The organism is Pseudoalteromonas umbrosa (assembly GCF_030125375.1).
GTDB classification, from domain to species: domain Bacteria; phylum Pseudomonadota; class Gammaproteobacteria; order Enterobacterales; family Alteromonadaceae; genus Pseudoalteromonas; species Pseudoalteromonas umbrosa.
Map to the genome: position 1 here is coordinate 53,676 of NZ_JASJUU010000009.1, position 14,103 is coordinate 67,778.

The 14,103-nt window shown below is 44.3% G+C and carries 14 protein-coding genes; 1 reads left to right on the forward strand and 13 read right to left on the reverse strand.

Going from position 1 to position 14,103, the window contains the following annotated elements:
• Positions 1–27 precede the first annotated feature (27 nt).
• The 11 genes from QNM16_RS23305 to QNM16_RS23355 form a co-directional block, all read right to left on the reverse strand.
• Positions 28–825 (reverse strand): hypothetical protein, encoded by a 798-nt coding sequence (locus QNM16_RS23305; RefSeq protein ID WP_284022636.1) that lies wholly within the window; start codon positions 823–825, stop codon positions 28–30.
• Positions 785–3,046: an AAA family ATPase gene (locus QNM16_RS23310; protein WP_284022637.1), complete on the reverse strand. Its 2,262-nt coding sequence runs from the start codon at positions 3,044–3,046 to the stop codon at positions 785–787. The genes QNM16_RS23305 and QNM16_RS23310 overlap by 41 nt, the downstream gene beginning before the upstream one ends.
• Positions 3,047–3,258: 212 nt before the next feature.
• Positions 3,259–3,705: a hypothetical protein gene (locus QNM16_RS23315; RefSeq protein ID WP_284022638.1), complete on the reverse strand. Its 447-nt coding sequence runs from the start codon at positions 3,703–3,705 to the stop codon at positions 3,259–3,261.
• Between the two features lie 8 nt (positions 3,706–3,713).
• Complete coding sequence (locus QNM16_RS23320) at positions 3,714–4,034, reverse strand: HU family DNA-binding protein (protein WP_284022639.1); 321 nt, start codon at positions 4,032–4,034, stop codon at positions 3,714–3,716.
• 217 nt (positions 4,035–4,251) lie between these two features.
• A complete protein-coding gene (locus QNM16_RS23325) occupies positions 4,252–5,280 on the reverse strand; it encodes a metallophosphoesterase (protein WP_284022640.1) in 1,029 nt (342 codons plus the stop codon).
• Between the two features lie 172 nt (positions 5,281–5,452).
• Positions 5,453–6,013 (reverse strand): RuvC family protein, encoded by a 561-nt coding sequence (locus QNM16_RS23330; RefSeq protein WP_284022641.1) that lies wholly within the window; start codon positions 6,011–6,013, stop codon positions 5,453–5,455.
• A gap of 8 nt (positions 6,014–6,021) precedes the next feature.
• Positions 6,022–6,300, reverse strand: coding sequence for a hypothetical protein (locus QNM16_RS23335; RefSeq protein WP_284022642.1), 279 nt, complete (start codon positions 6,298–6,300; stop codon positions 6,022–6,024).
• Between the two features lie 50 nt (positions 6,301–6,350).
• A complete protein-coding gene (locus QNM16_RS23340; protein ID WP_284022643.1) occupies positions 6,351–7,505 on the reverse strand; it encodes a P-loop NTPase family protein in 1,155 nt (384 codons plus the stop codon).
• 86 nt (positions 7,506–7,591) lie between these two features.
• On the reverse strand, positions 7,592–8,680 hold the full coding sequence (locus QNM16_RS23345; protein ID WP_284022644.1) for a hypothetical protein: 1,089 nt from the start codon (positions 8,678–8,680) through the stop codon (positions 7,592–7,594).
• Positions 8,681–8,770: 90 nt separating this feature from the next.
• Positions 8,771–9,517 (reverse strand): hypothetical protein, encoded by a 747-nt coding sequence (locus QNM16_RS23350; RefSeq protein ID WP_284022645.1) that lies wholly within the window; start codon positions 9,515–9,517, stop codon positions 8,771–8,773.
• A gap of 203 nt (positions 9,518–9,720) precedes the next feature.
• Complete coding sequence (locus tag QNM16_RS23355; protein ID WP_284022646.1) at positions 9,721–10,683, reverse strand: AAA family ATPase; 963 nt, start codon at positions 10,681–10,683, stop codon at positions 9,721–9,723.
• 804 nt (positions 10,684–11,487) lie between these two features.
• Between QNM16_RS23355 and QNM16_RS23360 the strand changes: the two genes are divergently transcribed.
• Positions 11,488–12,036, forward strand: coding sequence for a hypothetical protein (locus QNM16_RS23360; protein ID WP_284022647.1), 549 nt, complete (start codon positions 11,488–11,490; stop codon positions 12,034–12,036).
• A gap of 55 nt (positions 12,037–12,091) precedes the next feature.
• On the opposite strand, the gene QNM16_RS23365 is transcribed toward QNM16_RS23360, so the two are convergent.
• Both QNM16_RS23365 and QNM16_RS23370 read right to left on the reverse strand, forming a co-directional pair.
• Positions 12,092–12,412: a thioredoxin family protein gene (locus QNM16_RS23365; protein ID WP_284022648.1), complete on the reverse strand. Its 321-nt coding sequence runs from the start codon at positions 12,410–12,412 to the stop codon at positions 12,092–12,094.
• Between the two features lie 158 nt (positions 12,413–12,570).
• The gene (locus tag QNM16_RS23370) at positions 12,571–13,605 is read right to left on the reverse strand and encodes a replication initiator protein A (protein ID WP_284022649.1); all 1,035 of its coding nucleotides are present in this window, start codon (positions 13,603–13,605) and stop codon (positions 12,571–12,573) included.
• Between the last annotated feature and the right edge of the window lie 498 nt (positions 13,606–14,103).

Genomic DNA, 14,103 nt, shown 5'->3' on the forward strand with positions numbered 1-14,103 from the left:
ATTGTACAATAATTAGAGCCTATTTTCTCAAGTTTTATTCATGTTGCTTTGAAACGCAATATCTTGGCGTATACCTGATGTATTGGTTTCCAACTCCTTGACACGCTGTAAAATTGTCATTTTATATAGGGTTTCGGCTTTCGTGATAGACAGCGTTGTGTTTGTACTTATCAAGTCGACAATGCGTGCCATCGGTGAGTTTCGCAATTGCATTAATTGTGATCTGTATAGGGTTAGTTCTTTTCGCAATACATTGATTCGGGATAATTTTTCTGCCAGTGCATCTTGGCCTTGATGCTGGCTGAGCTGCTCCGGTCTCGTCTCATCGCCAGTTAACAAGGCTAAAATGCGGATAAGCTCGGATAACACGCCCTGTTTTTTGGCTTCTTTGGCTTCTAAAAACAGCGTATGTTTATTGCTATCGTCTGTTTTATCTGGGTGGGCAAGTTGAGCAATACGTCGGTATAACTTGTTCACTGATATCGGCGCATTGTGGGTGCTGCCGGACAGCTCAGAACGCACCGCTTGATTGGGCGTGGAGGCTTTTTCAGCGTCATCCAAAGGGATATCTGGTTCAGTGTCTGCTTGCTTGGTGCGCGCCAAATCAGCTTGTGCCCGGTTGTATTCCGTGGCGGCGCTCATGTACAGCTCATCGTATACAGGAAAGCGTTGTGCCAATTGTCCTGCGACTTCATTGGCACGTTTATCTAAAGTGGCATATTCGGCTTTAACCGTGTCTATCTGGGTTAATAATTCAGCGATACGAGCTGCTAAATCATGCCCATTAGTAGCGGGTGCTGACACCGGTGAATGACTGTGAGACATTTTTTATGGTACTCCCGTTATAAGTTTTAGTAATTTCAATGGCGGCATCAAAAGGGTGTTCAAGCCCTCGGTGGTCAATCAACCAAATTTGACGTTTTAGACGACGTGCGCGACGCTGCAATACATCCAGTAACCCAGTTATGCCGCTGTCACTCATCCATTGACTGGGTTCGTCCCAAATCTCAAAAGGTAGCTCTAGGCCTTTAGATGCTCTGATCATATTTGCAAGGCCCAGACTGGCAGCAAGACGCAAGCGCTGAGACTCTCCCCCTGACCATGCTTCCCATTTAACAGGCTCTAGGTTGTCTGCACTGTTGATAAAAGCAAAAAAGCCTTTTGATAAAGTCCCTTTTTTGGTTTCTTTGTCGACATCAAACTCCACTGACCAACCGCCTAATCCTAATCCATCTAAGGCACTGTTCACCTCGGCTTCTAACTCGTTTAATGCGGCGCTAACAGCAAATAATTTGACGCTTTTAAAGCCTTTAACCCAGAAGCGACTAGCCTGTTCTTGCATCACAATCTCTTCTAATTCTTCGAAGGCGGCTTGGCGTGTTTGAGTTAAGTTGTCGAGGCGGGCTTGGCGACTTTCTTGTTGGGATTGATAGGGGTTCGTTTGTGCTTCACTGTGCGCAATATGTTGCATTAAATCATGTTCAATGCGTGACCATGCCTTTGCATCAGCTTGGGCGTTGGCCAATGCGGCCTCTGAATTACTGACTTGTCGGCTGAGTTCATTGAGCTGAGTTTGGCAAGCTTTACGAGCTTGTGTTTCTATGTGCTTGATACGACTTGCAAAGTCCCGCTCTGATTCTTGCAAATCCCGGCGCGCTCCTTTGAGCTTGTCTCGGCTTAATCGCAATGTTTGACGGTGGGCATCATGGGCTTGCTTGACGGCGTCAGACAGCTCAGCTCGGGCTTTTTTATTGGCACGCAATGCTCGGTTATCTTTGCGCAAGGCGGTCTCAACAGTGTCTATTTGCGCCTCTAATTCAACGATCTGTGCTTCACATATCGCCAGTTCATGGTTAACTTGTGCAGGCGTTATTGGCTGGCCACAGGTTGAGCAATCACCTTCAAGGCGTTGGACCTTTTGCTCGCGCTGCTCGAGTTTGATGATTTGCTTATCAATGCTTTCCAGTGCCTGCTCGTGCTTTGCGATGGACGAGGTGATTGTGTTTGCTTGGTACTCGAGATCTTTAAGTTGCGCTTGTTGAGGTGGCGTGAACTCCGTGTCTTCTAGCGCAGTGAGTTCAGTGCTGGCTTTATCTAATTGCGCTTCTAGCGCCTCTTGCACCCTATCTCGCTCTTCATAAAGTGGCTGAGATTGCTTGTTTAGTTGACTTTCAAAGTTCGCTTGATGATGTGTTAACGCTTCTTGATGTGTCTGAAGTGTTCGTTTATCTGCTTCGATGGCATCTTGAATTGCCTGATATGTGGCCTGGTGCTCGGCCAGATCTTTTTTGAGGCGAGTGAGTGTCTGAGTGTGTTCAGCTTCCCATTGGGCAATTTGCTCACTGAAATCTTGGGCTTCTAATTCATCGAGCTGACCTTTGATGCGTTCAATGGCGGCACGTCCAGTGTCGAGTTTATCTTTCACATGATCGGCGTCTTTTTTAGCTTCATCTGAGTACTTATCCCACACATCCAAGTTTAACACTTTGGCGACCAGTGCAGCGCGTTCAGTGCTGCTCATATCTAAGAACAATGCTTGAAACTGAGAGAAGTAAGCGGCTTGTAAAAATTCATCAAATGTATACCCGATCAGCGCATCGAGCTGTTTTTGGTCCACGTTTTTTGGAGCGGAGTCATTTATTTGTAGCGTCAATACATTGGGGTTCCAACGACGGTTTATTGTACAAAGATCGCCGTTGTAATTTTCAAATATCACGCGATTGGTCACACTGGGCGTGAGGGCTTTTTGGTTTGGTCGTTTTTTACCCTGTGACTCTAAATCTCGGGCTTTATCTTCAAGTGCATGGGCTACTTGCCAGCTTGCAACATCACCCGCTTTAAGGCCCCGTGAGGTTTTGCCATAAAAAGCCAAAGTCAGGCCGTCAAACAGTGAAGACTTTCCGGTGCCATTGGCACCTAATTCGGGATCTACGTCGTTTTTGCCAGTGACAAAACACAAGCCGTCTTCTGGGTACTCTGTAAAGTCAAAGGTTTGTGCTTGTGCAAAGGTTTTGAACCCTTCCATAAACAAGGATTTTAATTTCATATTTAATATCTCTAGTATCAACTTAAAGGCGCGCGAGTTGCGATGTATTCGCTTGTGTCGCCGTCAGTTTGGTTAGTTTACCAGATCCGATTGCTAGGGCAAGCGCTGCGTATGGGTGGGATATAAGATTAGCGATGAGCATTAAAATGAAAAGAGGTAAACCATAGGTTTACCTCTTACGTCCCTGATACTAAAGTAAAAAACACTTATTTTTAGAGTAAGATAGACTCATTTGAAAAACGCATTGCCATGCCACTGAGCGTTTCGCCAATGCGGTCTAAGTCACCCGCAGAGGCGTCGTTTTTCAAGGTCAAAAACGGTGTAAATATCGTCCCTTCATCCGTTTTATTCATTTCTTCCCTGAGCACATTGTAGCGCTGTACAACGGTATCTGCTTGTAGCGGTAATACCAGTTGTTTGTGTGGTAACTTCCCTGTCAGTTGCGCTTCGCCTTGGGCAAACGCAATATGCACAGTCTCAGGCATAAGCGATAACGCTTCCTGTGTGTTGTACAACATAACAAGTCGCAAGTGCTGTGCTGGGATCGCATCTTTGATACCGAGGTTTTCTAACCTTTGTACGATAAGTTGCGCATCTTCTGGCATCAGGGCAAGCGTAATGTATCCGTGTTGGCCTGCCTTTGGCTGTGCATTAACCATAATTTTCCTTATTTGAAATCTGCTACGTTATTTTTCTCATTAATTTCTTCTTTTAGGCCTTCTGCCGGTGTGAAAGCAACCGTTAAATGCGGGTCAATCGGCACTGCTTCGCCTGTACTTGGGTTACGGCCAATACGGGCGTTACGACGCGTTAGTTTTAACGTACCAAAGTTTTGTACACGTACATCTTCACCGCTTACTAAGGCGTTGCACACAGCACCTAAAACGGTATTTACCATATCACTGCATTTTGCGGTAGAAATATTAATGTTGTCCGCGGCAAAATCCGCTTTAATCATTTCTGCCAAATCTTTTTTAGAAGCTGCCATTTTTAAATCCTGTCTTTCTCGTCTCAAATAAAATTCATATATCCGAACGATAAGCGATGACAGTTAGCTTTTCTTAAGTCTCATATTAAACCTTGTCGCTCCATGGAAGCTTCAAGATGTGCCAATTATGCAATGCCGCAGGGGGATACGCAAGAAGTTATTTTACGCATTCTGGACAAAGGTCAAAATTGTCCGGAACCACCCTGATTTTGTTCGATTAATCAACGGATTGCATTAGTTTCTTGGCTTTGTCGAGCAGCTCACCTTGGAGTGCTTGTGTTTTGGCAAAGCGCAGTAAAGTTTCTTGTGGTGACGCCACTGCTTTAAGCTCTGCGGCGGACTGTGTATGCGCATCACTTTGCTTTTGCGACACTGCCAATTTCTCAACATGTAACTGGCAGCCGTGAAATTGCCAATTATTTTTCACACAATGCGCTTTGATGCGTTTTTTATAAGTATTCCATAAATGCACGTCGCTTTGCGCCAGAGTGAGGTGGACCTTGACTTGATCGCCAGGCTGAAGATCATAATCGGTTAGTTCATCGACATCCTTCACTCTGAGGGTGACACGCTGTGGTGCCGGAAAGTAGAGTTCTTTGGCGATGGTCGTGGCATCGTCTTCGAGCATCACTACTCGAGGCTCAAATAAGTCGCCAAAGTGCACATGATAAGGGCTGGCAATATATTCAAGCTTACCGTGGCGCTGTGGACAGTGAATATCACCGGCCCATGTTTTGTGTGAGTCATCAAAAAAGTGATGGCTTAAACCATGTGAGATCTCATAAAACTCTGAGGCAATCGCACCGATCACACTTTGATGGACAAACACCGCAGCATATTCTGAGAAGTTAAAGTGGCCAAAATCGGCTTCTGGTGTTCGACTGTGCGGTAACAGTAATAGTTTGCCGAGTTCTGGGTCGTGATGGACCATAGGCTCTTTGACATAGGTTATGTTTGCCATTCCATCTAAGAAGCCAAAAAATGGCGTCGTTGGATCAAGATAATCGTGATTTCCCATGGTGATGATGACTTGGGCGTCGAGGGATAAATCGACCAGCTCATTAATCAAGCGGTTGGTGAACTTGGCGTTGTGACGGTCTTTTGCATCTGTCACGTCGCCCAATATGTAAATTGTGTTGATGTTATGCTCTGCAACTTGCGCTTTTAACCAAGGAAAAAGTGCCCAACGGTATTCGTCTTTGGCTTTATCGGTAAAGTGCAAGTCGGCCAATAGTAAAGATGCCATAGTTTGCCTTCTTGTCGCTGTTTGTCAGCGTTAGTCTCATTTAGTTACCCATCTAGCATACGTCGTATTGCGCTGAGCTGCAACCACTTTGACACGCAATTTACCGCCCAAGCACAACAAAAAAAGAGCCCGTAGGCTCTTTTAAAACACGATATAAATCAATCTGTCTTGATTATTTAAAGCCAACAGACATCAATTTAAAGTGATCTGTTTTGGTGGCTGCGGCGATGACTGCGACGGCATCGGCGATATGTTCATTTTTGGCCGTCAGTGGCGCATCTGGTTTTTTGCTTTTACGCAACCAATTGGCATCGGGGTGACGTTGATAGGCCCACTCAATCATTTGCGCTTTGGTTGCGGTTTTGCTGCCAACCGCGGCAAGTTTTACTTCTTCGGGCATGACCTGAATAAAGGGCTTGTCGATGGTACTGAGTAACCCTAGACAAATGCCCACCGACTTCATTGCTGAGGCATTTTGACTGCCCAGAGGCATCTCTGAGCAAACGATATCAGCTTCTGCAACCATTGCAGCCAGAGGGCTGAACAGCTCGCGACAACGCCTCAAGTCATCACTTGATTTTCGGATGGTTTTCTCTTTGGTTGGGCTGGTTTGAACTAACTTCAGCTCAGGCGTGGCGATGATGTCACCGCTGAGGGGATCAACATCAGCCAAGACAAAACCAAAGTTACTCATTGAAGGGTCTATGCCTAATACTTTAATCGTTCTTGCCATATTCTGCCCTATTCATTACTTGCTTGCGCTTTTTGGTCTCGTGCCGCCATTTGGCGTGCAACGGCGTGAGGCACCTCATTGGCAGCTAGTAATCCCAAGGTCTTAGCTTTAGTTAGCTCACAGGCAACGACAATCTCCTCTGTGGTCATATCCGCATTATACCAACGCAAGTTACCATTGCCGTCATAGCCAATGACAATCCCTTTGACTAAATCCACAGGGTTACCCTGGGCTAAGCTAGATAGTACTTTGTGAATGTGTTGCGTTTGCTGCATGTCATTTGTCACGATTATTCTCCTTATTTTTAAAGGTCACAGATGTGACCCTTGTACAATACTTATTTAAGTCGTTTACGGCCGTATTTACTGCGTTCAGGCAAGAAAGAGTCATCAATCTCACGCCAGCGTTTTTTCACTAAGGCGGTAATTTCTGTCATCACCTCGTAGTACTCGTCATCATCCATCTTTTTAATTTTTTTCACTGCATTGGCTAAGGCGGTTTTGGTCACGGTGGTTTTTGTCAGCTCGTCCAGTGAGTCTGTGGATTTTAAAAACTCCAAACAAGAGCTTAGATTATCGATACCATAGCCGAATTCAATAGAGTACTCACATTCGCGAAACGGCAGTGAAACCTTATTTTTCTTACACTTAGCTTTGACTTTAACCCCTGCTACACGCTCTTGGCGGCGCACGGTGCGCTTGATCTTACCAATTTCAGCAAGCCAGACAATTTGTGAGCAATAGAAGTCCAATGCTTTACCACCAGAGCGGGTATACTTTTCTCCGAAGGTCACGCCAATTTTTTCTCTGATCTGGCTGATCACTAATAACGTGATCCCCGCTTTTTCTAACTCTGCGACAATGCGGCGGAACATTTCAGATAGTTTCTTTTGCTTGCCCATGCCATAAGAGCCTTTGTCATTATCACGTTGTTTTTCATCGCGGTCGGATAATGCATCTAGGGAGTCTACGACATATAAGCATTTTTCAAACTTCATGTCGCCATCAGCGCGAGCTTTTATCAGCATTTGCAGGTGCTCGAATAAAAACTCCACGGTGTTGTCTGCGTTACCCGCGTCGTCAAACATCTCGACAAAGGTCACAGCCTCTACGGGCATGCCCATGGCTGCGGCGTACTCAGCGTCAAATGCGGCCTCTGCTTCTAAGTAAAAAATGGGTTCATCCGGCCACAGTTGATTAAAGTTCGCAGCAGCCTCTGTGGCAACCAATGTTTTACCCGCGGAGCGATCGCCTACTACATTGGCAATACGCCCGACGGCCCAGCCACCGCCAAGTACTTCATCTAAGGTGGTAGAGCCAGATGGGATAAAATCTATTCCGGATTTATCAGAGGTAAAATAAGAGCTATTGATTTGTGTTTGTGCGACATCATCTGCCATTACGTCTTGGTCTATCACTGTCTCTGTCTCGACTTTTTTTTCTGTAGCTGATTTACGCTTTAATCGGCTTGTTGCTTTTTTATCTTCGGCCATTTTATATTCCAGTCGTGGGTTTGGATGGATAAAAAAAGCCGCTCCAACGAACGGTAGCGGCTTTGGTCCTAGTTCAATGTGATGGTTTAATCTTCTCTCATGCTTCTTAGTTTATCGCGCACCGCGTTATTGCGTTTGCGTGGCTTTTTCAGACCTAGTTCTGCACAGATCTCCGCAGCCAATTCGTCGTCTTCTAATTCTTCGTAGTCAGGCACATCCAAATCGCCTTCTGAAATTAATGACTCTAGTTCATCTCGGTCCATCTCTTGTACATCATTGTACTCTAGGTCATCAAGGTCCTTCGGCTCGCCACTTTCCTGTGGCTCGCCGTGCGTAGCTGGTTCTTCTTCAGGCGTCTCATCTTCTTCTGAGCGGCGACGGCGTGACGGTTTCTCTTCTTGCGCTTCTTCATCACGGCGACGACGACGTGAAGGGCGCTCTTCCTCTTCTTCCTCTTTAGCTGGGTTAGCCATACCCATACCCGCATTAAAAATACGTTCCATGTGCTCTGGTTGCGGTTTGATCAATAGGCCATTGAGTGGCGTGTCTTCGATCTTTTCTAACCAATCATCCATTTGGTCTTCATCATCATGTAACGGTGTCGCGCGGCGTGCTAATTGAACACCTTCGTATTTGGTGTTGCGGCCTTTACCTGTGCGTGCAAATTCAATGTCGTAACCTTCTTCTGGGTCGTCTGGGTAGAAAATATCTCCCGAGCGCTTATCAAAAGAGCGCATAGATAGGTCTTTGTCGACTGTCCAAGGTGCTGACCAGACCAAAGGACCTGCGTCTTCATTGTCACGGTCAATGATATACATGAGCACGCGCTTACGTGCTTTAAGCTTATCGGCCAGTTCTTTATTGCCCTCAGCTTCGGCTTCCAAACGTGCTTGGCAGATTGGGCAAGGTTCGCCATAGTTCTGCTCTAAGCATAAAAACGAGCTGCCGTCTGTACCCACATCGTAGTGAACAAAAACATCTAAGCCGTAATGTTCAGCTTCTGTACCATTTAGGTTATCGAATGTCGGTGGTAAAATACGCAGCAGGTTGTCACCGTCTTTTACTTTATACATGTTGACGTCATCACTGATGAACCCATCGCGGTTTGTTGCTGATTGGTTCATACGTCTTTTCACATTGTCAGCACCGCGGCGCTTGTACTTAAATTTAGCCATTTTCAAAATCTCATTAGTATCAATTAGTTGGTAGCTACAGCTTGCGGGTGTGCTACCTATCAAATATTCGGGCTGCTTCAACAGTTTGCGTTAAGCTTGCTCTTCGAATAGGGAATCTGTCACACGTGACCCTCTGCGATTGCGCGCCTGACGACGTCGGGCTCGTTCGCGGGGGCTAAGTGCTTTATCATCGCTGTGCGTTTGTATTTCATCGGTCTGGGCAGACGGAGTATCGAGGTGCTTACCAATTTTCTTATTACTGGCTTCCTTGTCATCGACATCGGCGAGTAATTCTACTTCATTTTCAATGCCCGATAGCTGATTGCGAGCACGGCGTCCTTGTGCAATAACCGAGCGAACTTGGTTATATTCGAAACTTTGGACAGCTTGTGGGTTTGATTCTGAGCGAAAACTCGTATCGGTGAAAAAATTGGCTGTGTATAAGCTCACTAAATCGCGGATGATAAAGGCACGGTTGCGAAAGCTGTCCTTTAATGCTTCCCACTGGGCCGTGAGTGTGCACAATTCATTGTAGATGTAGAACGCTTCCTTGTGTTCTTGAGTCAGTGGGACTTCTCGATCGATTCTTGCTTCAGAAGACTTCCCCTCTTCTATTAGCAATTGTTTGCGTAAACGCTTTGCAACTTGGGCGTCGACTCGAGCGAGACGCTCTTTTGCAGAGTCACGCATTGAGGCAACTTCGGCGGCCATTTCAGAAATACGTTGTTGCAGCATAGGTTGTTGCATCAACATGTCATCTAAACGATGCTTGTCTACTTCTAATGACGCACGAAAAGTGTCAATAGAATAGCGTTCAAAAATCTCTGAAAGTTTCACGTTTATGTCCTCAATTCACGCTCGGCATCAAATGGCCTTACGGACTGTCTCACTGTTGTGGCTTACCGTATATTGGGTAAAGCCTCGGTATCATCATCTCAATTCGGTGCTCTAGTTGAGCAGCCAATTCAATGTAACGCAGTCGTCTTTTCCAAGCAAGTATTTTTTAAAAAAATCATCGAAAATATCCTTAAAAACACTTGTTATTCAAGAGAGTAGGCGAAGTCCGCAATAGCTTTGTACAATAGAGCTTCGCCATCTACCCCGACCATGGCTGTGCTGAAGCAATCGATCAGAGTGAGTAATTGTCCTGCTTTTGCATCACTGCTATACGTTTTGCTATTGCGGAGCATTTTGGCGGCATAATTGATACTGGCCAAACGGATAGACTCTGGGGTGTTACCCTCTTGGATTAAAGGCACGATGAGTGCCATCGCCCCTTTAAAAGACACGTTTGTGGCGGTACATAGGTAGCGCATTGGCTTGATGAACTCTGCTTTCGGTGCCATGCCGTCCTCTAATAAGTCAGCCAGTTCATCTTTGCAGCTTGCTGTGCTTGCTTTGCTGACTAAAGTGAGCATGTTACGCGCTGAACCTTCAGCTTTTCTGGCTAACCTGATTAAAGTTTTTTCATTCAGATCTGCATTTAAATGGTTATTCGCAAATTCACCAAGGTCAATGAGGTCATCAGTACTCAGTTCTTTCAAGTGGTAGTCTGTTGCGCGTGTTTTTATGGTCTTAGGCACTTTTGCATAGTCTGTTGTACAAAGAGCAATATACAAATGCTCGGGTGGTTGCTCTGTATCTTTAAGCAGCGCATCCCATGCACTTGGACTGAGTCTATGGCACTCATCGATGATGACCATTTTCTTCTGACCTTTGACCAAACCACGCTTTTTCACTTGCGCCATTAGCGCTCTAACATCGTCTACTTTTGAGTTGCTAGCTGCGTCTATCTCCAGTAAATTCGCGGGCTTGACGCATAGTAACTGATTGCCAATAATACGTGCTAATGTGGTTTTTCCTACCCCTGAATTACCTGTAAATAAAAACAGGTGTGGCAATCGACCTGAATCATGTAGAATACGCAAAGACGTGACCACGGCATCCTGCCCAATCACTTCGTTTAGCTCTGTAGGTCGTAGCACATTGTATAGATCGCTCATATAATTCCTATGTATTTCTTTGTTCAATTAGCTGGCACGCTAAACCGCCTGTTACACAGTCAATTAGCGCCAAATCGTGTTGCAATAGCATAACGGCTAGATATAAAAATGCAAGGAGACTAGGTAGGTATGCAAAAGGTTAATTATTTGTTTAATCTAAATCGTTGTACAATTTTGTGTTTAAGCGTTAGGGCGAAAAATCATTAATTTAAATTTTTGGTATAATCAATTTCGCAAGTTCCGAAAAGTGGTATTAATTACTGGGTTTTTGTGAGAAAAATTGGCCTAAAATCGTTTAATCTTTCCTGCATGAGGTAAATTCAAGTTCATAGTAAAAAAATTTTTCTATGAGTTTATTACAACTGATGAATAAAAAATGAACTCACTGTTGTACAATGAACAACAGCGAGCGGCGTTGATATTATGCGGCTTTGGGAGGTTTTTTGATCAGTATATTTACGTGAATATAACATGAGGTTTATGCAAAAAAATAGTTACATTAAGCGAGGTTAAACCCTGTAGCGCAGGGTTTCAGGGGTTGACGTTATTTTACTGAATCGGTAAAGTGCACACAACGAATTCAGATTCGACCAATTCACAGGTAAACGAGATTATTAACTTAAAGTTTACATTGTAAGAGATCAAATTGAGAAATTCGCGAATAAAAAAGGAAATAATTAGAAAGTAAGACTACAGTTTACGTAGGATGCTTTTAAGGGTTGGATCTCAATGGGATCTGACGGATTATTAAGAGGTGCCCGTACCTAAATAACAGCGAGGCACATGAGAAAAAGAGAATAAACCATGGCTAATGCTTTAGTAGACAACGGAAACAACACGACACACAGTGGCCGTCAAGACAACGCTGCCAAATTTGCACAGGTCCTTGGAACATCAATCAAAACATCGGCAGAGTCTGCACCAGAAGCCGCGAGCAATAAACAGATTGCGAGTGTCGTCAATGCAGCAGGTCGCCTCGTTCAAGAGCGAGATAAAATTAACGCGCGATTAGAGCAAATTAAAGATGCCGTAGCGCCTAGTGTTAAAGCATTAGGTGGTGAATTTAAAGGCGAAAACGTTACGATTACGGTAGAAGACGTTGATGTAAAGCGATTGCTTCCACGTGCAAAAATCTCCACGTTACTTATCCAATTATTAGGTGAAGTCGAAACACAACTTAGCCACGAAGGCGGGTTGTTTGATTTAATGCTATCCCTTGATGATGAAGCGAAAAGTGCTTATTTGATTCCATTATTGGATTTAATCTTTGAAAAAGCTGAGATGACAGAGAAAGCAAAGCGTTTGTATTCTGTGACTTCTCAAGAGCGTATGTACTTAAAAGAAAACGCGTAAGGTTCGCCTTACGCATTTCACTCCCCTTTTTACTCACTCAAAAACGGCTATTCAGTTAGCTTCCGTGTTTGGCTAATAAGCCAGCGAGTACCTCTTTTGATTTTACGCCCATTAAGCGCTCAACAATCTTTCCCTGTTTTAAAACAAATAACGCTGGTATACCACGCACGTCATAAGTTTTTGTGGACTCAGGTGATAGATCAATATCTACTTTGACAATTTTGGCTGCCCCGTTGAGATCGTCTGCCAGTTCATCCAAAGTAACGGAAAGCTTTTGGCACGGGCCGCACCAGGTGGCCATAAAATCGACTAACACAAGCCCTTCATTGATTTCTTCTTTTAAGTTGTCATCATTACAAATAATCACATTACTCATTTCTCTACTCCAATGATTGATTATGTTGTACAACCAAAACCACGTTAACGCGCTAGGTTTTTGCATCATTGCGAAGCCGCGTTTTAATTGGCAGTACAAGAGGTAAAAGTTGAATAAACACAAAGGGGGAGTGACGAAGTCACTCCCCCGCAAAATTCTTAAGTTATTTTGTAGCGAATAAAATCAACCACAATTTGCCCTTCAGCGCCACTACGAAAGTCTACACGCAACAGCATCGACGGGTCTTTTTCATTAATTTCTTGTATGGCCTTGGTGATGGTACTTTTGGCGTTTCTATCCAACTTAGAGCCCATCTTAGCCACTAGATTAGTTAAGTTGATACTCCACTTGGGAGCTTGTGTACGTCGGCACATTTTGCGCCCAGACGTGCCCCAGAAATTCTTACTTAAGATCTCATATAAACGCGCCGCAGTGGGGCGTGATAAGCTGCAAAAAACATCTAGAGAAACACGGCGTGAAAATTTATCGTTGTTGCAAATTAAAAAGTTGGTGTTAAACGTCACTTTGATCGATTGGATTTTGCCATTGCGGGCTTCAATGAACTCAATGCGATCTAGCACTTCGATCCGTTTTGATTCAACTGTGGTGCGCACGACCTCACCGTCTTTACCGTTTGACACTGTCAGAGAGTTATTGTGAAAGCTGAGAATTAAGTTTTTCCAACGCAGTAATGCTTCTTTCAAATGTAATACTTGCTTGCCACAGGTTGAGGTACCAATACTACGTAAAAAGCCGCGAATGTTGGTAATTTCAACGGTGCGGATTAAGCCGTCTTTGTCTGCTGTTAATAACTCTTTAGCCGTGGCTAAATCGACGTCAAAAACGGGCAGATGAGCACCCAACATATACAGTACTTTTTTATCGAAAAACGAAGGCAAACCAAAAAATGATTTAAAGCCTTGCGCCTCTAAGTCGGTATTCACCATGGCTTGAATTTCAAAACCGTTGCCGTCGTTATAGTAACGACATTGGTCAAGTTTGGTTTTTGCGCCAGTGATTGGGTCAACCAGAGTACGTGAAGGAATAAATAAAGGCTTATCTAAAAAATTAATATTGGTTTGAGCCACACTTGATTTGGTGTGCCCTTTTTTTGTCAGCGTCGTATAGTTCTCACTGTAAGGTGCACAGGGCACCAGCGGTGCTTTTACCGAGCTGGTTGGTAATAAACTCATATTCGTCAGTCTCATTGATCAGACCATAATTGGTCTTTAACACATCTATCAGGTCTGCGCCTGATTTTATCTAAAGTCTCATATCTCTGTGCGTGTTCAAAGTGGATCACGCAGCTGAAAAATAATAACGATGAATTCAGTAAAACTCCAGAAAAAAGTCAGCATATTTATGAGCTTGCAAGTATTTATCGGGCACAGCCATAAAAATCATGATAAGACCATGCCTGAGGCTCGATATTTTCGCTGCCAATATGAAGGTGAAAAACAGTGTGTGTTGCTTAGATTGCTGCGTGATTGAGTAGACAGGCTGCGTGATCGAATAGTCACAGCGTGGCAAAATTGCGTGATCGAATAGTCCAAAGTGCGTGATTGAATAGTCACAGTAAAAACGCAAGCCTAGATTTTATGTGGCTTGCAGCGGAATTTTTAAAGGTGGAAAGATTATTTAGAAAGTATATTAAGAAAGTAAGATCTAGAAAGAATATAAGTGAGGTAACA